At 42.3% G+C, this 26,427-nt stretch carries 21 protein-coding genes and 1 tRNA gene; 13 read left to right on the top strand and 9 right to left on the bottom strand.

Translation table 11 applies throughout. The features are described from left to right. Positions 1–144: 144 nt before the first annotated feature. The gene (gene brnQ / locus AB3Y94_RS09305; RefSeq protein WP_367295974.1) at positions 145–1,527 is read right to left on the bottom strand and encodes a branched-chain amino acid transport system II carrier protein; all 1,383 of its coding nucleotides are present in this window, start codon (positions 1,525–1,527) and stop codon (positions 145–147) included. 432 nt (positions 1,528–1,959) lie between these two features. After that, a complete protein-coding gene (pglZ, locus tag AB3Y94_RS09300; protein ID WP_367295973.1) occupies positions 1,960–4,497 on the bottom strand; it encodes a BREX-1 system phosphatase PglZ type A in 2,538 nt (845 codons plus the stop codon). 87 nt (positions 4,498–4,584) lie between these two features. On the opposite strand from pglZ, the gene pglX (AB3Y94_RS09295) reads away from it, so the two are divergent. Further along, a complete protein-coding gene (gene pglX / locus AB3Y94_RS09295; protein ID WP_367295972.1) occupies positions 4,585–6,597 on the top strand; it encodes a BREX-1 system adenine-specific DNA-methyltransferase PglX in 2,013 nt (670 codons plus the stop codon). Between the two features lie 84 nt (positions 6,598–6,681). Then, positions 6,682–7,602 (top strand): IS30-like element ISLsa1 family transposase, encoded by a 921-nt coding sequence (locus AB3Y94_RS09290; RefSeq protein WP_011373852.1) that lies wholly within the window; start codon positions 6,682–6,684, stop codon positions 7,600–7,602. 118 nt (positions 7,603–7,720) lie between these two features. On the opposite strand, the gene AB3Y94_RS09285 is transcribed toward AB3Y94_RS09290, so the two are convergent. Then, complete coding sequence (locus AB3Y94_RS09285) at positions 7,721–8,773, bottom strand: IS30 family transposase (RefSeq protein ID WP_367294742.1); 1,053 nt, start codon at positions 8,771–8,773, stop codon at positions 7,721–7,723. 304 nt (positions 8,774–9,077) lie between these two features. On the opposite strand from AB3Y94_RS09285, the gene AB3Y94_RS09280 reads away from it, so the two are divergent. Continuing rightward, the gene (locus AB3Y94_RS09280; protein WP_367295971.1) at positions 9,078–10,166 is read left to right on the top strand and encodes a tyrosine-type recombinase/integrase; all 1,089 of its coding nucleotides are present in this window, start codon (positions 9,078–9,080) and stop codon (positions 10,164–10,166) included. A 59-nt stretch (positions 10,167–10,225) separates the two neighbouring features. Here the strand turns inward: AB3Y94_RS09280 and pglX (AB3Y94_RS09275) are convergent, their stop codons facing one another. From pglX (AB3Y94_RS09275) to AB3Y94_RS09260, 4 genes are read right to left on the bottom strand one after another with little or no spacing between them, the layout of a single operon-like run. Further along, entirely contained in the window at positions 10,226–13,744 is a 3,519-nt protein-coding gene (gene pglX / locus AB3Y94_RS09275; RefSeq protein ID WP_367295970.1) for a BREX-1 system adenine-specific DNA-methyltransferase PglX, read from the bottom strand. A 36-nt stretch (positions 13,745–13,780) separates the two neighbouring features. Beyond that, positions 13,781–17,452, bottom strand: coding sequence for a BREX system P-loop protein BrxC (brxC, locus tag AB3Y94_RS09270; RefSeq protein WP_367295969.1), 3,672 nt, complete (start codon positions 17,450–17,452; stop codon positions 13,781–13,783). A 12-nt stretch (positions 17,453–17,464) separates the two neighbouring features. Beyond that, positions 17,465–18,043, bottom strand: coding sequence for a DUF1788 domain-containing protein (locus AB3Y94_RS09265; RefSeq protein ID WP_125682911.1), 579 nt, complete (start codon positions 18,041–18,043; stop codon positions 17,465–17,467). 1 nt (position 18,044) lies between these two features. Beyond that, a complete protein-coding gene (locus AB3Y94_RS09260; protein ID WP_367295968.1) occupies positions 18,045–18,638 on the bottom strand; it encodes a DUF1819 family protein in 594 nt (197 codons plus the stop codon). Positions 18,639–18,978: 340 nt separating this feature from the next. Between AB3Y94_RS09260 and AB3Y94_RS09255 the strand changes: the two genes are divergently transcribed. The 7 genes from AB3Y94_RS09255 (at position 18,979) to AB3Y94_RS09225 (ending at position 23,325) form a co-directional block, all read left to right on the top strand. Then, on the top strand, positions 18,979–19,161 hold the full coding sequence (locus AB3Y94_RS09255) for a type II toxin-antitoxin system HicA family toxin (RefSeq protein ID WP_367295967.1): 183 nt from the start codon (positions 18,979–18,981) through the stop codon (positions 19,159–19,161). Between the two features lie 46 nt (positions 19,162–19,207). Next, a complete protein-coding gene (locus tag AB3Y94_RS09250; RefSeq protein ID WP_367295966.1) occupies positions 19,208–19,603 on the top strand; it encodes a type II toxin-antitoxin system HicB family antitoxin in 396 nt (131 codons plus the stop codon). Positions 19,604–19,709: 106 nt separating this feature from the next. Beyond that, the gene (locus tag AB3Y94_RS09245) at positions 19,710–20,795 is read left to right on the top strand and encodes a family 20 glycosylhydrolase (RefSeq protein ID WP_367295965.1); all 1,086 of its coding nucleotides are present in this window, start codon (positions 19,710–19,712) and stop codon (positions 20,793–20,795) included. A gap of 111 nt (positions 20,796–20,906) precedes the next feature. Then, positions 20,907–21,347, top strand: a complete 441-nt coding sequence (locus tag AB3Y94_RS09240; protein ID WP_367295964.1) for a hypothetical protein — start codon at positions 20,907–20,909, stop codon at positions 21,345–21,347. Positions 21,348–21,537: 190 nt separating this feature from the next. Then, positions 21,538–21,735: a winged helix-turn-helix transcriptional regulator gene (locus AB3Y94_RS09235; protein WP_367295963.1), complete on the top strand. Its 198-nt coding sequence runs from the start codon at positions 21,538–21,540 to the stop codon at positions 21,733–21,735. Further along, positions 21,729–21,947: a winged helix-turn-helix transcriptional regulator gene (locus AB3Y94_RS09230; protein WP_367295962.1), complete on the top strand. Its 219-nt coding sequence runs from the start codon at positions 21,729–21,731 to the stop codon at positions 21,945–21,947. The genes AB3Y94_RS09235 and AB3Y94_RS09230 overlap by 7 nt, the downstream gene beginning before the upstream one ends. 253 nt (positions 21,948–22,200) lie before the next feature. Next, on the top strand, positions 22,201–23,325 hold the full coding sequence (locus AB3Y94_RS09225) for a GGDEF domain-containing protein (protein ID WP_367295961.1): 1,125 nt from the start codon (positions 22,201–22,203) through the stop codon (positions 23,323–23,325). A gap of 181 nt (positions 23,326–23,506) precedes the next feature. On the opposite strand, the gene AB3Y94_RS09220 is transcribed toward AB3Y94_RS09225, so the two are convergent. Both AB3Y94_RS09220 and AB3Y94_RS09215 read right to left on the bottom strand, forming a co-directional pair. After that, positions 23,507–23,578, bottom strand: a tRNA-Arg gene (locus AB3Y94_RS09220). A gap of 46 nt (positions 23,579–23,624) precedes the next feature. After that, positions 23,625–23,951, bottom strand: coding sequence for a hypothetical protein (locus AB3Y94_RS09215; protein WP_367295960.1), 327 nt, complete (start codon positions 23,949–23,951; stop codon positions 23,625–23,627). A 136-nt stretch (positions 23,952–24,087) separates the two neighbouring features. On the opposite strand from AB3Y94_RS09215, the gene AB3Y94_RS09210 reads away from it, so the two are divergent. The 3 genes from AB3Y94_RS09210 to AB3Y94_RS09200 all read left to right on the top strand — a co-directional run bounded on the left by AB3Y94_RS09210 (position 24,088) and on the right by AB3Y94_RS09200 (position 26,022). Beyond that, positions 24,088–24,543 carry a MarR family winged helix-turn-helix transcriptional regulator gene (locus AB3Y94_RS09210; RefSeq protein ID WP_367295959.1) on the top strand — a complete coding sequence of 152 codons (456 nt, stop codon included), beginning with the start codon at positions 24,088–24,090 and terminating at the stop codon, positions 24,541–24,543. 31 nt (positions 24,544–24,574) lie between these two features. Next, a complete protein-coding gene (locus AB3Y94_RS09205) occupies positions 24,575–25,222 on the top strand; it encodes an NAD(P)H-hydrate epimerase (protein WP_367295958.1) in 648 nt (215 codons plus the stop codon). Between the two features lie 245 nt (positions 25,223–25,467). Next, the gene (locus AB3Y94_RS09200; protein ID WP_125682517.1) at positions 25,468–26,022 is read left to right on the top strand and encodes a M15 family metallopeptidase; all 555 of its coding nucleotides are present in this window, start codon (positions 25,468–25,470) and stop codon (positions 26,020–26,022) included. Positions 26,023–26,427: the final 405 nt, after the last annotated feature.

The raw sequence follows: 26,427 nt of genomic DNA, 5'->3' as shown, positions 1-26,427 counted from the left end.
GGTCACTTTCCACTTACCGTGACTCCCTAGACATCGCTGGGCGTGCTACTTTTTTCCTCAACGTTTATTAAGTATTGATTTGTATTATAGTCACCATTTTCTTAAAATGCAATGATAAAATGAGAAAAAGATGAGATTTCTATTTTATAGTTGATTACTGTCGGGAACGGTCGACTGGGCTGCCCACCGGACACGGCCCCAGACAAAACCAATGACGAAGCCCACCAGAGTTGGTACAATCCAGCCTAACCCTAGGCTAGCGAATGGCACAACTGAATGGTAGAAGCTCAGAACAGCGGCCACTGGGCCAAAACCAGAAACAACGGCGGGAGCGGTGTTTAACATGTCCAAAACGGCGGGAACGGCAGCGAAAGCAATTGTCAGTTTGTAAACCAAACCGGCGTAAGGCCGCTTGGAAACTGTCAAGGAAACTAAGATCAAGGCTAAGGACAGTGGGTAGAGCAGCATCAATACGGGCAAGGACCAAGCGATGATGGCGTTTAACCCAGCATTCGCAACGACGAAGGAAACAAACGTCGTGACCCGCAGCCAGTTCAGGTAACTAACTTTTGGGAACAACTTGTGGAAATCTTGAGCAAAGGACGTAACCAGTCCTAAAGCCGTTGTGAAGACCCCCAACGTGACTAAGACTCCTAAGAACAGCGTCCCAAAGTTACTAAAGTAGTGCCCAACGATGGCGGATAAGGCTACCCCACCGTTAGCGGAGAGCTTGAGTTGACTCATACTGAAAGCACCCAGCAGAACCAGGCCAAAGTAGATAGCGATTTCTAAAACGATACTCAACGTACCAGCATGGGCGGTCAACTTAGTTAATTCGCGATCCCGGTAACCCAGGCCACGAACGGCATGAACAAAGGTCACACTCAGAGCCAACAGGGCGACGGCATCAACCGTGTTGTACCCTTCCAACAACCCACTGACTGTGGCGTTGGCTTGGTAAGCGGCGGTTGGTGTATGTTGCAGGCTACCCATTGGGTTGAAGAAGGCTACGACGAAGAGGACAGCTAACATGGCTAAGAAGAAGGCGTTTAAATACTTACCAACCACCTTGACTAGGCTGTTTTGATGGGTGGCTAGCAGATAGGCGGCACCAAAGAATAACCCCGTGAAGACCAACATCCCGACCGTGGTGAATCGGGTAGGTAAGAATGGCTGAACGGCCATTTCATAGGCCGTTGCAGCAGTCCGGGGAGTGCCAAAGAACGGTCCGATAGTTAAGTGAACCAAGACTAAGAACAGAGCGGCATAATGGCGCCCAACCGGCTTAGCAAGGTCGTACAGACCGTCACTCTTAGTGAAGACGACGGCCAGGATAGCCAGTAATGGAAACAGTGAACCGGAGATGGCAAACCCCAGAGCGGCGACGAACCAGTTAGAGCCAGCCATTTGCCCCAAGTGTACGGGGAAAATGAGGTTCCCGGACCCAAAGAACATCCCGAAAATCAGGGAACTAACCACTAATAATTGTTTGAAACTTCTACGCGGTGCAACTGAACTATTTTCCATATTGAAACCTCCACTCATTTTCCCCTTAACGTTAAAAAGAGCCCTCTTCCCATACTGGGAAAAGGGCTCTACGAGTAGAACGGTACCACCTTTTTTGCGGTCGCATACGCCACCACACTCATCACGGACAAACATCCGCTAGCCAAGTAATGGTGGCAACCACGATAGCCTACTGATTCAGCATCGAACTCGGAAATGATTTTCACTTACGCTAAACGGTCACTTTCCACTAGACGTGACTCACTGGGCATCGCTGCGTTCGCTACTTTTTTCCTCAACGTTTTGAAGTATTTGATAGTTATTATAGCGAGCGAAAGATTAAAAATCAATGATAAAATTGAAAAAGTTCTAATTTTTCTAAATTTACTGCGTAGTTAGTCTGTGAGAACGCGGGTTAACTTGGTCCTTCGGCTGATTTCAAGGTCCAGCTACTTAAAAATTAAAATCATTCAAATCCGCAATATCCATTGTAAATTCAATTTCTATTTTCTGACCACTACTCATGTTTTCAATTACCAAATAGTATTGACGCTGCTTATCATAATCTCGATCTGCTAAAATAACTTGAACGTTTTGCATCCGTTCCTTTACGGATTCTGATCGACTATTGGCATTAACCGTCGTCTGGCCCGAGATTTGTTGATCCTGATCATTTACAAAATATAACTTAAATTCTGCTGGAATAACCGTCGCACTAATTGCAGCTGACTGACGAACAACCAGTGGCACCGTTAACGACGTAATCTGCCGATTCATACTAAAAAGCTCCAATTCAACATCATGAGCTGCGGATCGATTGGACGTTGTTCTAACTTCTAAAAGAGGTACCAGCATTTCCTGAAGTGAAGCACCACCATGTACATAATTAAAAGAGCCCGAAGATTTAAAGATATTCGCCGTCTTTGGATAATAGACAAGGCGTGGATCATCATTGGCTAGAATCTCACTTAGCTTTTGTTGCCCAACACCCGGCACCTCAAAATTTCTTGGCGTTACCAAATAGCGTTGTGACTTCAAATCGGCTTCACCCTTGGCAACTTCAATCTTATCCGTCTCTTTTAACTGATCATTTCGATAAATATACCCGTGATCGGCTGTGACATAGAAGTGCGAAATACCATTCGTTCGGAGTCGTGAGATTAACTGTTGAATTTCCGTAATTGCTTCGTCTGTCGCTTTAAAGACATCATCTTCAGTCTTTTTATTATCACCGATTGCGTCAATTTGATTGTGATAAACGTAGACGACCTCTTGTCCCGAAAACTTAGCTCGAATTTCTTTGGACGTTGCCCCCTTTAAATCATCTAGAGCATATGCGACGCTCTTAGGATTCTGGCGCTTCAAGATTTCCTGCCGCGCCTCACGATTAGTCGCTAACTGCCCATCCACCAGTAACGTCTTGTCTTTCAATGCTAACTGCCGGTGCGGTAACAACGCCGGCATGCCCATGTACGTAACCGATGGGAGTCCCGTAAGTAAATAATTCATCGATAATGCTGTAACTTGATCTTCGCGACTCAACTTTTTTTCTAATTCCTTAGCAGCCTCGAACCGGAAAGCGTCGGAAATGATAACGACAATTCGATTTTTCTCAGGTCCAATATAGTACCGGTAAAAGTTACGTTGTAGTTGCTTAGGCTTCAAATCAGTGAAATCCAAGTGATCATTCCAAGCATAAATGGCATTGTCCAAATAATTATTTACATAGATTGATTCAATCAACTTTTTCGTTTTAGCAAATTGCTCTGGCATACCAGCCATTTGATAGTAATACGTAAACTTACGGTAGTCAGTATCTACTTTGTAGCCGTCTTGAGAAACGTAGTCACTAATAAGCCCCTGCATGCTATCTGCGGGTTGTTGATGGGATTTATGGATAATGTTCCAGGCCCGACGCATCATCCGGTACAGACGAGCAAAACGCGGTTTGTTCCCATAGTGCGTCTCAAGCCGAGTTCGAGTAATTTCCGGAATCGTCTGACCAGCTAACCGACTGTCAAGATCTTCAAGTTGTAGCCGTTCCTGAATCCACAAGAGAATCAATTGATCAAATCTTGGAAAAACATCAGATTTAGCTAAATCGTCAATTTTATCGCCCTTAAAGGCCCGATCACCATCAATATTTTGCCAAACCAATTCCCCAATACTATCAAAACTATCCTCTGCCCCAGAACCATCCGACTCTTTGCGACTACTGAATTGCTGCATAAAAGTCTGAACGTTAGCCGCGTGATCGCTTAAATCATACATTGCTTGCTCTTTGGGAACCGCCCTCTCCATCTGCTGAAAGGCCACTGTCACATAAAGTCCTGTCATTAGCTCTTCCAGTTTAGGTGATTCACTAGCATACCCAAATCGCGTATTAATTTCTGACCAGAAAGCTTGACGCACCCTATAGTGCTCAAAGTCAGATAAGGCCATACTTTCTTTAATGCCTTTGCGTAAAACTTCTTGGAGAATATCAAAAAAATCAACAATTGGCTGATTAAGTTGCACTAACGCAGCCATAATCGCTAATTCAGGATTTTCCTGATAGCTGGCTAAATCATACTGTGCGAATAATTTCCGACGACGATTACTACCAAAATATGCCGCATACTTTTGAATAAACGGCTTCAGTTCATCTGGTAAACCTAACTCTTTACGTAATATCTCTTTTGAGTCGGCTGAGAATCTTCCAGAGTACAGAACAATGCTGCGCAAATGGTCTTCCTCTAAGGCCGGTTCCGCAGTGGGTGAATAAACCAGCACCTTATCTTGACGATCAAGCGTTAGTAAATGCTGTTTTGTTTCCAGCTGACGCCCTGGCTGCATGATGTAGACATCCGCAACAGTCGATAATGCTTCACGAATTGCCGCAATACTATCAACAAAATCACCATTATCGTCGTACCAGAAAACAAACTGATTTTGTTCAGTAAACCTTTTTTTAAGAGTGGTTATAATTTGATTGATATCCACATCTGCCATGGCTCTACTCCTCTTCTTTTCGTTTTATAAATGTACGTTAATCATAACGTACTTCAGTACTAACCGCAGTAGAATTTGTGAATTTTATTGTTCACTCCAAGCTATCATGATGGTGTTATTCAGCATTTAATTACTGATGTTAGTGAAGATGAGTTTAACGTGGCCGTTGGTGGTCAAGTGGAGATTATTGGGTGGCTGTATCAGTACTACAATACGGAACCAAAGGACATAGTAATTGGTAAACCCAAGTCTCATAAGTTCAGAGATATTGAAATTGCATCAGCGACACAAATCTTCACACCTGATTGGATTGTGAAGTACATGGTACAAAATTCACTTGGAAAATACTGGATTAAAAGTTTGCTGGTTAAGGGAGATACTCGTTCAGAAAGTGAAATAGCGCAAAGCTTTGGCTGGAAATATTATATGGTTGATGCTCCACAAAGTGATAGCGTGGATACTAGCCTACAGATAATTGATTCTTCATTAGAAAACCTAAAAATTGATGAATTAAGAGTTATTGATCCTTCAATGGGATCAGGTCACATTTTGGTCTATGCATTTGACGTTTTGATGCAAATTTATGAATCTGAAGGTTATTCTCAGAGAGAGTCCGCAAGTAACATTATCAAGTTTAATTTAAACGGTTTAGATATTGATACACGTGCTTTCCAGCTTTCATACTTTGCCGTCATGATGAAGGCCAGACAGTTCAATCGACGTGCTCTAACTCAAATTAAAGGACTTAGATTATATGATATCCCTGGAACTGACGATCTTAAGCCTTCAGAGTTCAATATTTTGGAAGAACAGTTATCTGAGAAAAGTGTTGATATATTATCTAAATTATTAGCTGATTTTAAGTTCGGAAATGAACTGGGATCACTAATACTTGAAGATATAGAAACTCTGACAACACTTAGAAAAGAACTGAATCAATTGAATCAAAACCAATTGTCGTTTGAGCTCATTCCGTTAATTGATAAAGTAAATGCAATTTTAGATTGCGCTGAATTACTAAGTCGCAAGTATCAAGTAGTTATTACCAATCCACCCTATATGGGTTCATCGCGAATGGGTGAGCATTTATCAAAATTCGCTAAGAAAAATTATCCCAACTCCAAGTCTGACTTATTTGCTATGTTTATGGAAAGATGGAATAAAGCCTTGGTATCAGGGGGATATAATGCCATGGTCACAATGCAATCATGGATGTTCCTTTCAAGCTTTGAGAAAATGCGAGTTAATCTTTTAAAAGAATATACAATATCAAATCTGATGCACATGGAAAATAATGTCATGGGCATTGCCTTTGGGACGGTAGTTTCGATTATACGTAATTGCCAGTTATTCGAATTCGTTGGTACCTATCATCAGATTAAAACTAGCGATGTTTCAGGAACAGCTCCTAACAAAGTACCAATTACTGGAAACAGATTTAATCGAACTAACCAAGCGAACTTTGCTAAGATTCCAGGAATGCCGATTGCTTATTGGGCTAGTGAAAAAGCATTATCTAGCTATGGAGAACACCTATTGAAAGAAATCGCAAGTCCAAGGCTTGGAATGGCTACAGCAAACAATGAGAGATTTTTAAGATTCTGGTACGAAGTGAAAATTCTTAATATTGGTTTTAATATGCATTCCAGAAGTCAGGCTGATAATAGTGGTAAAGAGTGGTTTCCTTACGACAAAGGCGGAGGCTATCGAAAATGGTATGGGAATAATGAGTATGTCATTAATTGGAAACACGATGGATTAGAAATTAGAAATTTTAAAAATAACGCTGGAAAAGTGAGATCTCACAATTACAATTTAGACTATATATTTCAACCGGGAATAACATGGAATGCACTAACTTCTGGGAAGTTTTCTTCTAGGATTGATGATTTTGGGTTCCTTTTTGACAATGCTGGATCAAAGTTGTTTAATCACTCCAAGAATAAGCTCTTCTTGCTACAGGCACTACTTTCGTCACCTATTACAGAGGAATTATTGGCTTATCAAAATCCAACTTTAAATTTCCAACCCGGAACTTTAAGCCAACTGCCTATACAATATGCTGATGACGAAACTATTATTACAGGGCAAATTCTATAATTAATCCGAACAGAAATTAAAAAGCCCAAAGCAATCACTTACAATGGTAGTAGCTAATTCCAACCAATATAGGGAGTGATTACTTTGGGTACATCTACTTTATCACGTTTTCAACGTGGCGCACTAGCACAACTGGTCAATGAGGGGAATAAATCTTACCAAGTAATGGCTGACGCCTTAGGCGTCGCCAAAGCTACGATTAGCTATGAGTTGGACCGGGTTAAACCTTATGATCCAGAATTAGCTCAGCAAGATGCAGATCGCAAAAGGCGGAATTGCGGCCGTCGTTCGATGCTGACGGCAGCATTAGCGACTTTAATTACCAATCACTTACGATTAACCTGGTCACCAGAAACCATTGCGGCCGCTTATAACTTGAGCACTGCGTCAATTTATAATTGGCTTAATCGTGGCTGGCTCCCCTTCAAATTGACTGATCTACCCAATCGGAATGTCCGCCAGCACCGAGTGAGCGAAAATCGTGGGAAATTTACAAGTGGGACTTCCATCGAACAACGGCCAACAACTGTTAATCAACGGTTAGCTTTTGGTCATTGGGAAGTAGATACGGTGCTTTCTAGTCGAAGTGAGTCACGATCATGTCTGGTTACATTCGTAGAACGTAAGACCCGACTTCTATGGGCCATCAAAGCCCCTAATAGAACGGCTAAGGCTCTAAACACCGCCTTTGGCAAGTTTATGGGGGCCTTCGGTCCCCAAGTAAAATCCATTACTGTTGATCATGGTAAAGAGTTTGCCAATTATCAGGCCTTAGAACAGGATTATCAGATCAAAGTTTATTTTTGCCATCCATATTCACCATGGGAGCGAGGTTCCAATGAATATTTTAATAGACGGTTACGCTGGTTCTTCCCGAAAAAGACCAATTTTAGCCAAGTAACGACTGATGAGATCCTAGCAGCACTTGAACTAATTAATCAACGACCATTAAAAATACATCATCAACAGACTGCCATTGAAAGATTCCGGGCTTGTTCGGATTAAACTTGTAATTTGCCACAGTATCTAAAAAAAATCGCAAATTGCAAGAACAAGTTAGTCACTAGGACCAAATACTGATACCAAGGGATTCTCAGGGGTTGAAGTTGGTGGCGCGAGGAGCCTAGCCGCAGGCGGCGGCGAAGAGTTCGGCGGGAGTCTGGAAGCCTAGCAGACGACGAGGTGTGTTATTCAACTTGTCCGCTGTTCTAGCAACAGCCCGAGGACTTACGGCGTCTAAGGACATGCCTTTGGGAAAGTCATAGCGGACCATCCGGTTATGGACCTCATTGGTTCCCCGTTCACTAGAGGTGAACGGGTGCGTATGAAAGACTGGTGCCACTGAACGCAATGCCTCGCTCAGCAAGGCAAACTCAGGTCCGTTATCAGCGGTGATCGACTTGATAACTGGTCCATACTCTGCGAGGATTTCTCGCAGGGCGTACTCAACCGAATCGGCGTCACGCCCGTCAATCAGACGGATAAATTGGAAGCGAGTTTGACGCTCAATCAGGGTCATAATCACACTCTCATGGCCATCACGTTTACCAACGATAGTATCAATCTCGAAATGACCAAACGTCTTGCGAGAGTCAACTTCAGCCGGACGTTCTTCAATACTCCGTCCCATTACACGCTTATTTTTGTGATTAACGTGCTTGGGTAGTCGCCGCCGCATTTTCTCGGTAAGATCTAAGTTACAGACCTCTAAAAGTTGTTCGTCGATGTACTTGTACAACGTTTGGGTACAGACCATCTCGTCAGGCCGAAAAAGGTTTAACACCTTGGCGCGGCCTACAGCAGCATCTGGAGCCCAGCCATCAGTCTTAAAGTGTTCTACAAAGAAGGCTATAAAGTCAGCCGCCTGGAAGAACTTACAAGGCCTGTGGCAGGCCTTGCGGTTCTCGTGGTACCGCTGGTCGGCTAGTTCCGCCACGTAGACCTCATAGAAGACTACGTTACCGTTAACGATTTTCTTATTGGTTACCAAGCCTCGCTTGATTTCGTTGTTTATGGTTTGCGGGCTAACGCCAAGTAACTCAGCAATCTTCCGCCGAGAAAGCTTGTCGTGGTTAAAGTAGACCTCAATGTTTCCACGCTCTTTCAAAGTTAGATGGTGACCCTTGGGACGATTCATGGTAAGCTGTTCTTGCATCAAGACGAAGACCTCTTTCATTGTTTGTGTGAGAACTCCAATGATACCTGAGATTTACGTCTTGGTGTATTTATTTTGTCCTAAATTTCAAGTGGCTAACTTGATTATAAAATTCGCCATCTAAAAAAAATCATAGTTTATCAAAAAAAATCATAGTTTATCAAAAATAGATTGGGATTCTTTTGAAAACTCCTGGGACTTCACTCGTCATCCACTCCTAACTCACATCGCTGACGATAACCTATCACATTGTCGTTCTCCCGTTGGCTAACAAGTTGATATGTGACAAACTTGTGCCAAGTAATACGTAATGGAGGAAAAATACATGGTTAGTTATCGAAAACGTGGCAACGCATGGCAATACGAAATTTCCTATAAGGACTCACACGGTCAATACAAAAAGCTTCGAAAATCAGGATTTCTTTTAAAATCTGAAGCTATCCTTGCCGCTAGTAAGGTTCAGACAGAGCATCCAAATCTTATGACAGTTCAATCCGGCAATGAAACCTTAGTCTCTTACTACAACCGATGGATCAAGGTTTACAAACAAAATGCTGTCTCCCCCATCACATACAATAAGTATCAAAATACAGCAAAACATGCTGTCCACTTATTTGGAGAACTAAAACTCAAAAATTTAACCAAAATAATCTACCAAGAAAGAATTAACGAATTTGCAAAGAATCATGCTCGAAGAACTGTCTCATGTTTCCATAAACAGCTCCGAGCCTGCATCCTTGAGGCGTTAGATGAAAAGATAATCACAACAGATCCCACTCGAAAGGCCGTAATTACTGGCAAAGAACGCCCCAAGGTTGCCAAAACCTTAGACTATGACAATTGGCGTAAACTACTTCATAACCTTGACACCACCCAACCTGGTGAACTAATTATCTATCTTGCCGCAGTGACCGGCATGCGTTACGGCGAAATCGTCGGCCTAACCACAGAAGACATTGATTCTGAAAACTATTTAATTAATGTCAACAAGGCATGGGACTACAAGTACAAAACTGGATTTATGAAAACAAAAACTCCTTCCTCTATTCGAGAAATTGCAGTTAGTAAGCATACAATCCGTAAAATTATTCAATTTCTATCAAATAAGGACATCCCAAGTAAGCAACCGATATTTATGAACAATACGGGTCACGTACTAGTTAGTGCTGAAATCAATAAAGTCCTAACAAATAAACTGACCAATCTTCATATTCCTAGAATCACTTTTCATGGTTTACGACATACACATGCCTCAATACTGTTATATAAGGGGGTTAGTGTCCTTTCAGTCTCGAGAAGACTTGGACATAGTAATATTACAACTACTCAATCTACTTACTTACACATCATCAAAGAGCTTGAGTCTCAAGACCAAGATAAGATCATTTCAATCCTAAACAGTGCATCAAAATAGTTGGCACATCACTTGGCACAAAAGGAGCTTCTCACAGATTTGAGAGGCTCCTTTTGACATTATTTCAGCTTGGATAAAATCGTGTTTCCATCTTGAAGCTTGCTGTAATTTACAAGTACCCCATCATCTAAATCTAAGCTAATTTGTTGATTTGCAATATGTTGAATTATTGGATCATACTTTTTGATTTCTGTTAGCTGTTGATTTAAATGCTTTAATTTCTTTTCATACTTTTTCTTCTGACTAACTACATTCTCATCGGCTAACAACTGTGATAATTGACTGATTCTTTGCTCATACTTTCCTTGCAACGGATGTAAGTAATTCGTACGAATCATCGCCAATTCATTTTTATCATAGCGATGAAGATACATTAATGCTTTAAAACCATTCTGTTTCCCGCTATTGAATTCCCAATAGATTGGTCGCTTTTGATAAATCTTAGAATGGTCTTTAAAGAAGTCGTCGACAAAGTAGCGTCGAATAGATGCTTCACTACTATCCGCTTTTTTTCCAACGACAGAAGCGATGTAATCTAAGTTATCCTGAACATTTTCAGTACCAAAAGTGGTTCCAAGAAAGGCCCGCAGACGATTTATGATGTCCCTTGAATCGCCAAAGTAATCATCATCATTCAATAGCAAAAGGTTATCTTCGTTTGGCACAAATGTTTGATAGTTACTTTGCTTCCAGTCACCACCTGCATATGCCAAACCCTCCACATCCAATGAATAACGACCAAAAACAACTCCTACAAAATACGAAAGGAACGACTTAATATCTCTAACCTCGTCCGCCAAACGTACCGATACGTCTTTATCTGCCACTTCTGGAGTCAATTCATCATTCAGTCCATACAAGTCGATAAAGATTCGATTAAGCTCTTCCTCATTTGCCTTTAATTGATCAAATCGTTCTTTTGCTTCACCCTGCCATATTTTAAAAGCATTTTGCAGCTCACCATCAACTTCAGTTCGCTTATCGTCAGCGATGTGAGTTAGGAGTGGATGACGAGTGAAGTCCCACGAGGTTTCAAAGCTCACTTCATCATACTTAGTCAAATCAATGTTGATTTTAACAGTATTTTCTACAGCTTCGTTTTTATTATTAACTACTGGTACATCATTCATGTCAGCCACTTGGAAATTTAGAGTTGGGTTCAGAATATTAGAAATTGCCGGCATAATTTTAGAGTTTAAAAGGCCCAAGATATAATATATAGAATTATCGATAAACATCATTGGCCCAGCATCCCCAAAAAGATTACCTTGTCTAGATAAGCGAAATGAAGTATTTGATGACGTTATTCTTCCCCAAGTGAGACCTTGTTTAAAATAATAATCAGAATTTCTAAGCCGATAATTGGTTCCTGACTCTTTGATATCATGACCCGCATCTTCCAAATCAATTACTGGAGAATTATTACCAAACCACCTTTTGAAAGTACCACCACTGTTAATAGGAAACCATTTGAATCCTTGCAGATCAGATGCATCCGTCCCATGTAATTGGATCTCAGACATGGGTACTTCAAACCATTCTCTTAAAAACTTTGAGTTAGCCATGATTCCAGATTTAACTACTCCATATTCTTTTATGGGGAGAAATTGAAAATCCTCTAAAATTTTAGAGGATACCCAATATGAAATTTTATTACCCGGAATCTTAGCAAAGTTCGCTTGGTTAGTTCGATAAAGATAGTCAACCTGGGGATCTTCAATGGCTTCTAAGACTTTATCTTTTTGAACGCCCATACCACCTTTAAAGGCAGAAAGCTTCAAGTAAGAACCTAAACTTTCATCCTTGGTATTTTTTAAAACAAATGTGTTAATTGGCACCGTAGCTTCTTCAAAGGCCGAGTATTCCATCTGAATTAAGCTGTCAATTTTCTTATTTTCAATCAAGAATTTACGCAGCTTTTCATATGTTTTAATAAACATCCAAACAAAGGGTGTCATAAACGCTGAATATCCACCTGGCTTCACTAAATTACTGTTATTAAAAATAAAGATTGAAAACAGGTCGCCAGCATAGTTTGAATAGAACTTTTTGACGTATTTCTTTAGGGCTGGTTCCATTTTATTCATATATGGTGGGTTGGTTACCACGATATCGTATTGAGACGTTAAAATTTGTGCGATTTTTAATGTGCGCAAAAGTTTGGCTTTGGAATTCTGAACACCAAAGATATCCAAATCATCTACCTCGATTTGCTGAACAGCTTCGGCGAGTTCTGAATAGTTATTTTTCTCTGATTCAAGATGAATAATTGATCCTAGCTCACGCGCATTACTAAACGTATTAGTCACGTCCTGCAATCTATCCGTTAAATTATCTGAAACCTGAGAATAAAGTTCTTCCGAGATATCATCAGTATCTTCAAAAACATAGAGATTTGGTACCAGATTATCTGGACGCAAGGCACGTCGATTAAACTGGCGAGCCTTCATCATTAACGCAAAGTATGCCAGTTGATAGGCCCGTTTATCTATCTCCAACCCAAATAAATTGTTCTGAATAATTGATACCGCAGCATCACGTGATGAATACCCTTGTTCCTGGTAGATCGTCATCAGAACGTCGAATGCATAGACTAAAATGTGACCAGATCCCATTGCATTATCAATAATTTTGAGTTCTTCAATATTCTCTGAGTCAGCTGTAATTGATAATTCACCTGGCAGTAGGAAATCCAGCTTATCAGCCAAATGGCTGTCCGAATGTCGTTCTAACCAGTATTTTCCAAGTGAGTTATCAACCATATATTTAACAACCCAGTCGGTCGTAAATAATTGTGTTGCGGCTGGAATATCATTCTTTTTTACCGGACCACCCGTAATATTGACAGCTTGGTCGTGGGGTTCCGTATTGTAGTACTGATACAGCCACCCAATAATCTCCACTTGACCACCAACGGCCACGTTAAACTCATCTTCACTAACATCAGTAATTAAATGCTGAATAACACCATCATGATAGCTTGGAGTGAACAATAACTCCGCATAATCATTGGTTTTCTCAAATAAATATGGCAGGTTCTTGTTTAACGCATTAGCCTGCTTAATAAATAGCATTTGATACTCTGCATCCATGTCACTTGGCAACTCAGTGTCTTGCGCTTTATCAATTACCGACCGTTCAGCTGACGAAAAGCCACCTAAATCATCTTCGATATCACGTGCTGCTAACATAATGTCCGGCTCATTTCGATTCTCAGTACTCGAAAGAACTCGTGTCCGACTTGGTAAGTAATCATTTACTTCCATAAATCGAATCGCAATAATCCGATTAAACCAAGTATAAGCAACCTCCTCTACGAGGTCCTTAAAAGCTGTTGCAAAGTCATTCTTTTGCGCCCGTTGTTCTAATTCAGCAACCAACTTTTGTCGCTTACTGATATCTTTACCAGTGATTGCACTCTGATCATCTACGTAATACTCGATTTCTGATGTTGAGATTGGTAATTTATCGCCCACACCGTCTTTAGTTATTCCTAACGTTGCAGCCTTTAATTGAATACTTTCGATGAGTGAACGACGCGCTTCAATCGCAAATTTTTTAATCGCTGTTTTATCCATAAACTCTTCCTTCACTCTCAATGACTTTCATTTACTTTACAGTTCAAAGTTGATTTTCCCATGTTCTTCCAATTGCTGTAACAGTGCCTGTTGTAACTGATTGATCTGAATTTTAACATCCTCTGGACTCTGCAACTGCCACGTCTGGTCAACCGGCAACGTTTTAGCACTGATATCTCGAGGTTTCTGAACCAGTTCACTATCCTCATCCGATATCTGTGTCGGTTCAACGGCGTCATCATTCTTATCATTAACCGGACCGTTCTCGTTCGTCGTAGCAGTTACATTCTGCTCTTTAATTTTACGTTGACGTTCTACTTCGGCGAGCCGTTGTGCCAATAAGCTGTCAATTTCGCGAGTTAAGCGGACCCGCCGAGCAGTTGCCTGCTGCGGAATCACATAAAGCCCATTCAACGTGGTCGCATCACGTGCATTATCCAGTAAATCAGCAAACGTCCGTTGAATTTTACTAGAAAATTCATCTTGAACGCCATGATCAGTACTGTACTCATTGACCACCTTTTGTTCCGCTGAAATCCGTTGCTGTACGTTACCTAAACCACTATCGAATTCTGCCCCATACACTGACTTAAAGTTATCAACCAGGTCCTTTAGTTGCTTAATCTTTCCCTGGGGTCGGTTCTTCATTATTGTAGAAATTTCACGAACAGTCTGTTTAACCTGATCACTGGTCACGAATTCTTTTGAATGTTCATAAACATCACACTGCGTCTGGGCTGATTCCCAAATTTCTTGTTGGCTCACGCTCTGATAAAACTCACTAATTCCAAATTCAGTCATATCTTCGCGCCAATCTAAGAAATCGTCACGTTTCCGACTGATTAAATCATAAAACTTATCAGCATCTTTTTGTGCCAACAATTGATTAATTAGGGATTGACCCGTCTCTAAAACATCTCTTCCAGGATAATAGACCGGTTTAGCCAGATAGATTTTGATGGCACCCAATTCATTTTGCATACTGTTACGCAATTCATCAACCAAAGTGTCATCTTCTGAATCACTAAATGATTGCTTACCGAAAGCCTCTAAGGCAACCTTGCGTAAATCCTTCTTCTTATTCTCACTAATAGCTTGGCGTGGTTCTACCTGAACTGCATCAACGAATTTTCGATTGGAGAAGTATTTTGCCATCTCGTTCGCAACGATGTCGGTATGCAAACTCAATGCCTCGCCATTAACGTAAACTTTTAACTTAGAATCAACGAAAAGTTTCGCAACCAACCATTTTGTATCAATCTCACGATAGCCATACGGAATTTTACTGAAGCGCTCTAATACAGACTTGTAAGAAATCTTATTATGACCCGAATACTCGTGGTTAATTCTTTCCAAGACTGTCTGCGTTGCTCGTTCATTATCTGTATTCTTAACCAGCTCATTCGTATCTTTAAACAGCGCTACCACATCACTATCCTGTTTAACCGAATCAATATAGCTAAGATTACGATAGATTTCATCAATTAATTTTTCTTGAGCATCCGCCAATCGCCCAAAGAAATCCTTCTTGCCGGCTTCAATCTTGTCCCCTTGAACGTAAATGTCAGCCTGTTGTAAAACTTCTAACAATTCTTGGGCAACTCGCTTCTTCAAAGAGGAAAGTTCCGTCTTTTTCAGATCAATAATTCTCTGTGAACGGGCATCCTGAGACTGCTCATGTGGATTTAAAATAAACTTCTGAATCTTCTGAACCTGACGCTGATCTTCCGCATATTGCAGATCTGCTGGCAAATCGATAATGATCTGTGGCTGTTCAGGTGAACTAGATTGCCGACGCAGTTCAATTTCATCTCGGTTAGTTTCGCCTTCAACCGTTACCATCTTCAAATTAATATCCTGATTAGTTGGCCCAACTGGACGGTCATCGACCCACTGATTGAATACAAACGTGTACTGCTGCTTTAACTGCGGATACGTATAACGACGTGAAATGGCCACTGAACTAAAGAGATAGTCCCCAATTGCTTGAGAGACATCCCCTGAGTCCACACTCTGACGCTGAATTTGCTTACTAATATCCTGTTCAGCATCCGTTAAGAACTCATAACCCTTACTGGTCTTCTCAACGATGTTTTGTTCTTGAAGCACACGCAATGCCTGTTTAACTTTGGCTTCTAGTTCAATTCGATCGGTATCAATCGAATCAATCATCAATGTAACCAGATTATTTAAAGTCGCATCGAAATCTGGAACATATTTCACCATAAACAATGTCTCTAATACCTGGACAGCAAACGGATTATCTTCCTTAGTGGGATTAATCAATTCGTTATTTTGGGCACGCTGAATAACAATCATATGTGTATGATCTAGGAAATGACTAAGTCCCTGGAAAAAGATGCTAAACGGCACTAACGCTTTCGTATCCCGGTCCTCCAGTCGTCTAGCCGACTCTTGAAATACAGCTAACATTGACCGTTCACCATTAGCCAAGTGTTTCCCGTCCGACCCATTCTCCCGAATAGCCGTTAGCGTATCTTGTAAAAGAAAAATCTGATAAGGCACAAATGGATAAAGATCTGCGAACATCCGCGGATCATCGTACCGTTTCCGTTCTTCCTTGCCATCAAAACTAATTAAATTATTAATCACATGTTGATTCTCAGCAAAGGTGTTCTCTAACAGCCGTTCACTCGCGTCTGTTTTGGCCAACAGACGCTTCTGAATAACCTCATCGACATTAGCCGAAGACATTGCAATTCGAGTATTAAATCGCCCTTGAATTTTAGAAAAATCTTGGCCATTAATGTTTTTTGTCACCTTGTCGATTGCCTGCTGACTGGTCACAATGACCCACGCTTTACCATGCGTATAAGTTCCTAGATCTTCAACAATACTTTGTAGATTCAGCATCCGTTGTTGACTAGAACCAATGTATTGACCAACTTCATCAACCAGAAAAGCCATATGGTAGTTTTTTTCTTTACTTTCAATGTACTGATTAACCAACTTGGCAAAACTTTCGACACTGATCGGGTACTCTTTCTTCAGTTGGTCAATAAATCCATCAGCATCGGCAGTGGACATGAACTCAATGGCAACTAAAGTGTCACGAATTGTACCCTTCAAGAAGGCATATGCATTACGTGCTTCTTTCCATTCACGATGTTGCTTATCCAATTCCTGAAATTTCGCTTGAAAGTCTTCATACCTTCCCTGAGAAATCAGATCACGCTCCAAGTCAGCAATCCAAAAGTCAGCGCCAAACAAACCTAATTGTTCATTGAAGACTTGTAAAAAGACATTTAAAATGGCATCTTTTTGCGATTTGTTCCCATTTTTAGCCTTCGAATCAATATTGAACAGCATTACTTCATTCGGAACTGTTGTTGCTAACTTCATATCTGCTAAGGTATGGGCATCATGAATTTTATCATCGTCAACGAAGTAGTCTAACGCAGATTTTCCGGCTACTTCACGATTCTCTAATAAGTAAGCCAATATTTTTAAGAAATGTGATTTACCAGAACCAAAGAACCCTGAAATCCACACCCCCATGTTAGTGGTATCGTGGCGAATTCCCTCTGCATAAGCCGCGAAGAAGTCCTTAAAGTGATTATCTAATTCCTTCGTGACAACATATTCTTCTAATTCCTGCTTAACATTAGCATCCTGCTCATCCCCGATTGTGATAACACCTTTAATATCACGATCAATCGATTTTGCAAAAATATCTCTTATTTTCATCACGGTTCTCCCCTAGTTAATTTGGAATGCTCGGTAGTAGTTATCCTCTTTAGACTCACCAAACATACTGAGACTTAAACTGTCGTACGTGCCAGGGTAGAAGAAGACTACCGGCACACTGGTTACAATTTGATGCATTGTGTTTAAAACCTTATGTGCGCGAATCAGTGGAAAAATTTCACCAATACCAGTCACAAAAACCACAACTGGGGTCTTGGGTAAATGCCGTTGCATATACTGTACAAACATATTCTCCGAACTAGTCATCTCTAGAGCATTATTTAACTGTTCTGTCAGATAATCAATCCCATCGCTTTCTTCCATTGCTAAAACATCTTCGCGAATTCCCATATCATCAAGCAATTCCCACATAATGTGGTAAAGATTAAATTCCACAATATCAATTCCAACCGTTTCTCGATTCAACTGTTGCCGCATTGACCCAATCTCCTCGGTCACTAGTGGCTGATCTTGTGGCGAAAAAGCTAGAATATAATAAGAAACTTCATTGGATAATCCTCGACTCTGTTGAAAATCTGGATCAGCAACCTTTTCTCTTAAATGCTTTAATTTCAAAACTGTATCTGTCATGCTATCTCCCTACCAATGCAGCTAACTGTCGATCTTCACCTTTTGTATGTAACAACATTTCTAAACGTACATCCAAGAGAGGCCGTTTAACTAAATCGTAGTCTCCCTGATTCTCTAACAGATCCGCTTCTCGCAAGAAAGTCTTAAACGTCCCCGCCATTCGTCGAATTGTTTCCTCTTTCCAACTAGCAATTTTTTCATTTTCAACTTGTTTTTGACTAAAAAAAGCTTCAATTTCATAACTATGAAGCTTAGCATCTCCCAGTAATAGTTCATTCCGATAAACCTCATACATAAACTCATCAAATAATCGGTTTAAATGCAAACTAGCTAACAAGTTAACAATTTTTTGATTTTCCAAATCTAATGATGGAAATAAGTCAAAATAATCTACATCAAGAGTATCTACTCGCTGCTTAACTACGCGCACCATATCTAAAGCCCGTGCTGTTGACTGTTGTTGAAAATAGTTATCGTCAATACTCATCGATCGAATATCTGCATCATCGATGCCTTGATCCCGTAATTCTAAATATTGTGAAAACTCCGTAAACCAAAATGAATGTGTAATTATTGACGCACTATATTGGGACATAACTAATCCCCGCTTTCTATACCGTTCTAACCATTAAGTCGGATTCTTTCCCAAGTATATAAGATATCCGACGTTCACGCGAGAGTTACTACCAATTCCAAGGAACATCTTTGGGATTTTTTTTGAAATTTGGGTTTTATATAATAATGCTTCTAAAGCACATTATTTTATCCCCCTTCATTCTTACAAACGAAATTACACCTGCTTTTGTAACCCTGATCTTCTGATCAAGCTCAAATTTGGATGGCAATCCTTCAATAACTGACGCAATTCAAGAAATTATCTTTCCACGTATAATCATACGTGTTAAGCTCTAGTTGTCTCACAAGGAGATAGCTCCATGGACTCTCGCGAAGTCTTAAAGATACTGAAGCATCACGGATGGTACCAAGTACGAGTAACTGGCGACCATTGTCATTTTAAAAATGATGATCTCCCCGGTATCGTGACCGTCCCTCACCCCAGAAAGGACATTCCAAAAGGTACCCTCAACAGTATCTGGAAGCAAGCTGGGCTCAAGTGAGCCTTGTTTGTGGTGTCTCCTTAATTTCTACTTGGAGGTCAATTCCATGAAGTACTTATATTTTGCACTTTTCACCTTTAATGAAAACGGCCAGGTCGAAGTTACCTTTCCAGACTTAGAGCCCAATGCTGCTACTTTTGGAGAGAATATTGCCGATGCCTTACACATGGCTGCTGATGCACTCCAGGGCTATTTACTAACCGCCGAGGACTTTAACACACCACTTCCTGAACCCTCTGATCCTTTGGCAATCCCTCATTCAGAAGAACAATTACTCGTCCCCATTGAGGTTGACACAAAAATTGCTCGCGAACGAGAACAGAATCGAAGTATCAAAAAAACACTTAGCATTCCCAAATATCTCAACGATTTAGGAATTGCCGCTAACCTTAATTTTTCTGCTACGCTAACTGAAGCATTGAAAGACAAACTGCAATCTTAAACATGCAAAATCTGACACAACCAAGCCCCTTTCGTTGACCCACCAAGATACCGCGGGGTATGCTAGAAAATACCATTCACCACACACTAAACTAGGGAGGTGCACCATGTTTAACCGTCACAAAAAGTTCCTGACAACATTACTATTGTTACTCAGTATGTTCCTATTCTGGCAGGCACCGACTACCTCTCAGGCTGCCGTCAAGGCTTCTAAATTGCCTAACCGTCAGGGGATTTTGATTGACCTCGGTCGGCATCCCCTAACCGAAAAGTCCGTTAAATCAGTCATCCAGGCAGCTCGTGACCAAAAATTAAATTACGTGGTTCTACACCTCAGTGATAACGAACATCTGAGCTTCCAGTCCACCTATCTTGGTAACAAGGCAAGTAAGAAGGTCCTTTCCAAGGCCGCCTTAAAACGCTTAGTCACCTTTGCCAAGAAAAAACACATTCAGCTCGTCCCAGACGTTGATGCCCCTTCACACGCTGGGGCCATCCTCCGTCAACTAAAGAAGAAACGGCCCACAACCTATAAAAAGGTCAAAATGGATAGCCATACCTTGGACTACACCAAGAAGCAGTCCATTACCGTCGTCCAAAAGATTTACGGCGAACTCGACACCATTTTCAAGAAACAATCTTTGCGAGACTTTATCCTAGGAGCTGACGAAGTGCCTGGCAGTCCCGAAGCATACAAGTCTCTAACCACTTTCATCAATGAACTCAATCGCTTCCAGAATAAGCGGGGATTCACCACAACTGTCTGGAACGACTCAATTCTAAAGAGTGAGCTTCCCCGAATAGCCAAAAATATCGTCGTCAACTATTGGTCCCAGGCGGGGAACCGTTCCGATAAAAAGACATTGACCAACCGTCGAACGCACCGGGTTGCCGTGAAGAACCTGGTGAGCGCAAAACGACGAATCGTTAACGCCAACAGCTACGCCACCTACTATCAGTTGAAGTACATTGGTAACAAAACCGATGATAACTACTTCATCAATTATCTTCGCAATCGTTACAAGCCCACGATGTTTAACGAAATTACCGCTAAAAATCAGAACAACAACCGCACCATGCAACCAAAGGTAAAAACCAAAGGGACGTTAGTCAGCCTGTGGGGCCATGATTCATCTCATATCTCCACCAAGGCTATCGTGAAATTTATTCATCGTATTAAGATTCCAAAGTAAAGTAAAAAGCCGCCGACCCTATGAAGCACTCCACTATGAGTTGGCGATTTTTATTCCCTATTGTCCCTCTTTAATGCTACACTTGAACTATATTAAGGAGGGAAATAATCCATGAGAAAAAAGATTAAGGTTAGTTTACTATTGATTTCTATAGTAATTTTAAGTGTGTTAACTATAACGCCACTAACACCCGCACAGGCTGCTACTTGGCATAAAGGAACCCCTAAAGTTTTAAGAGGTTCTTGGAACACTAAGCAACTCTATAGTAAAAGTCGAATTCCATTCAAGAAAGGTAATCCACACCATTATCGAATCCGTTTTTATATCTCCAATACTTGGCTCGACGTCCTAAAAGATGGTGGAAATTCTGCCGGAAGTACTAAAAAAACAACTTACAGATCCTTACACCATCATGTTTATCAGTTAAAACAGTACTGGGTTGAAGGCGGCACGACAATCACTAAATTCAAAGTAAAGACTAAAAAGAAAGCTTACGTCTATGCACCTTATAAACATGTAATTACTAAGGTCAGCAATTCCACACCTTTCTAACTTTTTAAAACTACATAATTCTAACTGAAGTGAACAGGCCACCGATCCTAAATCGGTGGCCTGTTTTGATAATAGTTAAATTGTCCCCTAATCCTACTGGCTTGACTGAGATCACCTAGCAGCGTGCTGTAATAGCAACTTATAATCATGTACGCCTACTTTTCTTTCCACCATCTCTGGAAGTATCAATATGGATTCAACCATTTTTGATCAAGAAATTGCTCACTTCAAACAGAATATACCACCACAATGCCCGATTCCATACGCCTTAAAAATCATCGGGTCGAAATGGAAGATTCCCATCCTCTGGCACCTGACGCTGGAAGACGACCAACACGACAATCAGCTTAAACGGACCATTGGTAACATATCACCAACACCATGTTAACTGAGAGCCTCCGTGAGTTAGAATACGACGGCTTAGTCCGGCGCCACAGTTATGAGACCGTGCTGCTCGCCGTGACCTATCACCTCACCGATTTGGGTAAAAGCCCCAGTCCTTACCATGGGCGAGCTCTTCGATTGGGGCAATGCCTTGGAAGCGCAACACAGTGTTCAATCACACTCACATCAAATCGTGAAGAGCCCCAGCGCCGTTAGTAATCTCTGGTTAGCATTTCTTGCGGAAGGCTACTACTCACGAAAAGCCCTGGTTTCCGGCATTCACCATAAAACCAAAAATCAAAATAGCCCCAATCACCATCATTTTAACAATTTATTTATTAATCAATAAAACCGTCACCCCCATTTATGGTATGCTTAAACTGAATCTAGAACATCATAACGATTGGGTGATTCTATGGACCTACTTGAGAACTTTTTCCAGGATATATTTAACATTAAATCGGTAATCATGGCCTTAATTACCGTTGGTCTCATCACCCTTATGATGATTATGACCTATATTTTGGCACAACGCACCGTTAGACTTTCCCGGCCCTACACCATCATCGTCGATTTACTGGAAGCCGGCGTGGTGGTCGGTGGCGTCGTGATTTTGAGACAAACCTTCCTCGTGCTAAACGGTGGGAGTGTCCTCAGCTGGGGCTATGCGATTGCTCAGTTAATGGTATTGCTATTTAGCTTATACGCCATGCAGACCCTGGCTGTTACTCTGGTTAACCTAGTTATGCCGCTGGTCTTCTACGGAGCATCCCTACGCTTAGGTGCCAGTCCACAGCGTTGGTGGTTATTTGCCACCATGCTACTAATCCTATACGGTGTAATCATCTACATTAGCCGGCATCAAGCCCTCGCTTTAAATTCAGAAAGGCATTTTTTACTCCTTCAACTATTATATGGTCTGGCCTGGTGCTTGATCATCTGGTCGGTACGGCCCTATCACCTATTCTACATGGTCAATGTACTGGTTATCTTCATCCTTTACATGTGGCTCATTCGGTTCTTCGTGACACGGATCAACCAGGTCATCACCCACTTTGCCCGGTTAAGCCAGGCAGCCAACTACGACGAGCTGACTGGCGTTCGTAATCGAGCCAACTTTGACACCACGACCGTTGGCGTCTTTGGCGTTTACCGCCGGCATCCCGCCAAACCCATTACCATGGCCATGTTTGACATTGACCATTTCAAATACTTCAACGATCAATACGGCCATTTAGCTGGTGACACTGTCCTCAAACACGTTGCCCAACACTTCAATCAAGAACTAGCTCATCAAACGAGCCGCGGCGAACTATTCCGCTATGGTGGCGAAGAATTTGTTATCATCTTCGAAGACACCTCACCAACGGATGCACAATCTGCCGTTACGGCCATCCGTGAAACACTGAAACAGCACCCCGTTCACCTAGACAACCAGAAACTAACGGTGACGGTCTCGATTGGTATCTCGGCCCTACAACCAACTGACACGAATTTTGACAGTTGGTTCAAACGCGTTGACCACTACCTTTATTTATCCAAGCAGGGTGGTCGGAATCGCATGACAATTGAGGGTCAGACTCACCAATTATGAATTACCCAAATACAGGGTTTGAGACAAAAGCCTCAGACCCTTTTTTGCGCTCCGAACGTATATGGTTGAAACGTGTGACCCAAGGCCCGATGAATTCGGCTACGTACGACCGACCCTTCGTACAGAAAAAGCTGATATCCTGGAGAAACTTCCAGAACATCAGCTAAATGATACTGCCTATTGCGCCCCCCGAGAGTCGAACTCGGATCATGAGGACCGAAATCTCATGTGCTATCCATTACACTAAGGGCGCACAACACCTTTATTTTAAACCTAAATTAGTTCGATAAACAAATAATTTATCTGGCACCAGATGCTTGAATGGCTTCCTGCTCCAAACGTTCCGTCACTTGGTCAGCGTTATCCCGAAAATCAGCGATAAATGTTGCTGCCACGGGTTTAATCGTTGCCGTCAGATCACCATTGATATCCGTGACCGTCAAGTTTTCGCCCTGCCAAGCAGCAGTATCGTAGTGGCCATCCTCTATCTGGTCCAAAAAATTCTGTAAAATATCAAGAACGGCCTGGTGAATAATTTCATCCTCCGTCGCTGTCTCCCCGTGCTGCTTAAGCTGTAGCTGGCGCATCTGCACCTCGTCCATGTCGGCCGGAATTTGTATAAACACGGCAATGCCTCCCATAATTAGTTGTACTCCTATTCTAGCACGCCAACTGCCAAATACGAGTCAAAGGATTATCCTTCCCGCTAATCTGGTGTAAACTAAAGTTATATTAAATTAAGTCAAACTAAGGAGGTGGCGTATGGAAGACTCAATACTAGACTTCACCACGAATCTGGCCATCCTCCACCGCCAATTTCAACGGGCGATGAACCAGATTCTTGAAGCCGATGAGATGCCCATCAACATTACTGAATTTTATCTGTTAGTTTTAGTCTCTGAGACCAGTCAACTGAATCAACGCAAGGCCGCCTGGACCATGGCAGTTGATGAAGGTCTAATGGCCCGGATGGTTCACCACATGGTCGGTCTTTCCCTGCTTGGCAAGGAAACCGATCCTGCAGACCGACGGAACCGCCGCTTAACATTAACGGCAGAAGGTCAACATTTAGTCAAACAGGCCGTCGCCGTTCTGCACGAGTGGTGGCAACAGGCCACACCAACCGATACTGATTTTGACTACGCGACAATTACCACCCAACTCCAGCAACTTTCTTCACGAGTCTTGCAAGTTGACCGTCAAACGGATAGTCACTAGCCGCGCTTTCCCTAACTAAGGAGGGATTTTTATGAGTAAAGCTATTACCATTGCTGAAGCCCAACGCTATGATGCCCATACGATTAATAAGGTCGGGATTCCCGCATTAGTTCTGATGGAGCGGGCCGCTCTGGCTACCTTTAACAACATTTTAAACGACGATTTTGATCTGAGCCACGTGGTTGTGGTTGCCGGTGTAGGGAACAACGGGGGTGACGGTATTGCCGTGGCCCGGTTGCTTAAGATTCGGGGAATCGACGTCGAACTCTACATCCTAGGAGACCTCGAAAAGGCAACCCCGCAGACCAACCAACAGCTAAAAATTGCACAGTACTATGGCATTCCCGTCACCAATGATTTAACTCACGTGGTCGCCGCTAGCATGATTGTCGACGCCATCTTCGGCGTTGGCTTGTCTCGCGAAATCACGGGGAACTTCGCCAATGCCATCAATGCCATCAACGCTGCTGATGCCAAGAAGGTCGCCATCGATGTACCATCTGGCATTAACGCCGACACCGGCGACGTCATGGGCGTTGCCGTGGTGGCTGACAGCACGACAACCATGGCCTACAACAAGATTGGTCTCTTGACTGCTAGCGGCAAGCATCACGCTGGCACGGTCCACGTCGCCGACATTGGAATTTACGCGCAGGACCATTTGGAACATGTTCGCTAATTACTAAGTGACCGAACCAACCAGCTCTTCAACCCATTAAAATAATCAATTATCAGCTACACTGAAAAGTACGAAAGCTGAAGTGACTTTCGCGGTTTCCGACTATATTGGACGTCTGATCTTACGGATCAGGCGTTTTTAATTTTTGATCAAGAATGCCCGAAACTTCAGTAACTTAAGCCCTTTCACAAGCTTTTCTATCTGGAACCCGGTATACTATTGATAACAATTTATGGAGGTGCCTCATGTCACAACTAGAAACTGGTTTTACCAACGTCCAAGCGCTGGACCCCAGCATCATTGTCGACCTGCGCTACGCCACCACGGACAACTTTACCCACCGTGTGATCTACGATTTCACCACTGCTATCGCCCGCACAGGAACTGCAAAAAAATTGGCCGCAGCGAGTGCCATTGTTAAAGAACAGGGCTACCGGCTAAAAATTTGGGACGCTTATCGTCCCGTACCGGCCCAGGAAAAATTATACGATGTCTACCCTGACCCTTCGTTCGTTGCCAAACCCAATCCAAATTTCTCTCACCAAAAGGGCGTGACCTTCGACCTCACACTCTGTGACGCCGATGGCAACGAACTGGAAATGCAAACGCCTTTCGACGACTTCACCTTAGCTGCTCACCGGAATCATCCCCGTACCGCGACACAGGAAAAGAATTACCAGATCCTGGACGCTGCTATGCGTGAGGCCGGGTTCTTCGGCTACGAAAACGAGTGGTGGGACTACCGCGACACTCAAATGGATGATTACCAACCAGCCGCTGCCAACCCAAATGATTTCTGATTTTGGTTTTCCGCCTTAGTCCGCCTTACCGGGTGGAAAAAATAGGCTGGAACGCTGTGAACGCGATTTCGAGCCACAGAGCGGTCTCGAAACTCGGTTCTGCCTAACCGAAGAAACTCACTTCGCTAAGGCAGTGCCACGGCTGAGCCTATTTTTTCCACCCTCACGGCTAACATCAGCGGACCACCAGCGGTTTGTACTTTTGTAATTACCGTCTTTAGTATTTCTTCAGCCATGTCAGTCGAGAGGTCGCCAGATATGGGCTCAGGCGCCTCGTTGTTCTTAGCCGTTTACGGCTTAGAACAAGGCCAAGCTTTGAGACTCACGCCTTTGGTGAGGCTCAAAGTTGTGCCGGCACCGTTCCAGCCCATATCTGGCGACCGGTAAGGCGAGATTGATCAACCG

Source organism: Levilactobacillus yonginensis, assembly GCF_964065165.1.
GTDB classification, from domain to species: Bacteria; Bacillota; Bacilli; order Lactobacillales; family Lactobacillaceae; genus Levilactobacillus; species Levilactobacillus yonginensis_A.
The sequence above is the reverse complement of the archived record's forward strand: the minus strand, read 5'-3'. Positions and strand labels throughout refer to the sequence as shown.

Bases quoted from the DNA above. Each gene is read 5' to 3' on its own strand.
- brnQ (WP_367295974.1), bottom strand. From the start codon at position 1,527: ATGGAAAATAGTTCAGTTGCACCGCGTAGAAGTTTCAAACAATTATTA.
- pglZ (WP_367295973.1), bottom strand. From the start codon at position 4,497: ATGGCAGATGTGGATATCAATCAAATTATAACCACTCTTAAAAAAAGG.
- AB3Y94_RS09285 (WP_367294742.1), bottom strand. From the start codon at position 8,773: ATGAAAGAGGTCTTCGTCTTGATGCAAGAACAGCTTACCATGAATCGT.
- AB3Y94_RS09280 (WP_367295971.1), top strand. From the start codon at position 9,078: ATGGTTAGTTATCGAAAACGTGGCAACGCATGGCAATACGAAATTTCC.
- pglX (WP_367295970.1), bottom strand. From the start codon at position 13,744: ATGGATAAAACAGCGATTAAAAAATTTGCGATTGAAGCGCGTCGTTCA.
- brxC (WP_367295969.1), bottom strand. From the start codon at position 17,452: ATGAAAATAAGAGATATTTTTGCAAAATCGATTGATCGTGATATTAAA.
- AB3Y94_RS09265 (WP_125682911.1), bottom strand. From the start codon at position 18,043: ATGACAGATACAGTTTTGAAATTAAAGCATTTAAGAGAAAAGGTTGCT.
- AB3Y94_RS09260 (WP_367295968.1), bottom strand. From the start codon at position 18,638: ATGTCCCAATATAGTGCGTCAATAATTACACATTCATTTTGGTTTACG.
- AB3Y94_RS09255 (WP_367295967.1), top strand. From the start codon at position 18,979: ATGGACTCTCGCGAAGTCTTAAAGATACTGAAGCATCACGGATGGTAC.
- AB3Y94_RS09250 (WP_367295966.1), top strand. From the start codon at position 19,208: ATGAAGTACTTATATTTTGCACTTTTCACCTTTAATGAAAACGGCCAG.
- AB3Y94_RS09245 (WP_367295965.1), top strand. From the start codon at position 19,710: ATGTTTAACCGTCACAAAAAGTTCCTGACAACATTACTATTGTTACTC.
- AB3Y94_RS09240 (WP_367295964.1), top strand. From the start codon at position 20,907: ATGAGAAAAAAGATTAAGGTTAGTTTACTATTGATTTCTATAGTAATT.
- AB3Y94_RS09235 (WP_367295963.1), top strand. From the start codon at position 21,538: ATGGATTCAACCATTTTTGATCAAGAAATTGCTCACTTCAAACAGAAT.
- AB3Y94_RS09230 (WP_367295962.1), top strand. From the start codon at position 21,729: ATGTTAACTGAGAGCCTCCGTGAGTTAGAATACGACGGCTTAGTCCGG.
- AB3Y94_RS09225 (WP_367295961.1), top strand. From the start codon at position 22,201: ATGGCCTTAATTACCGTTGGTCTCATCACCCTTATGATGATTATGACC.
- AB3Y94_RS09210 (WP_367295959.1), top strand. From the start codon at position 24,088: ATGGAAGACTCAATACTAGACTTCACCACGAATCTGGCCATCCTCCAC.
- AB3Y94_RS09205 (WP_367295958.1), top strand. From the start codon at position 24,575: ATGAGTAAAGCTATTACCATTGCTGAAGCCCAACGCTATGATGCCCAT.
- AB3Y94_RS09200 (WP_125682517.1), top strand. From the start codon at position 25,468: ATGTCACAACTAGAAACTGGTTTTACCAACGTCCAAGCGCTGGACCCC.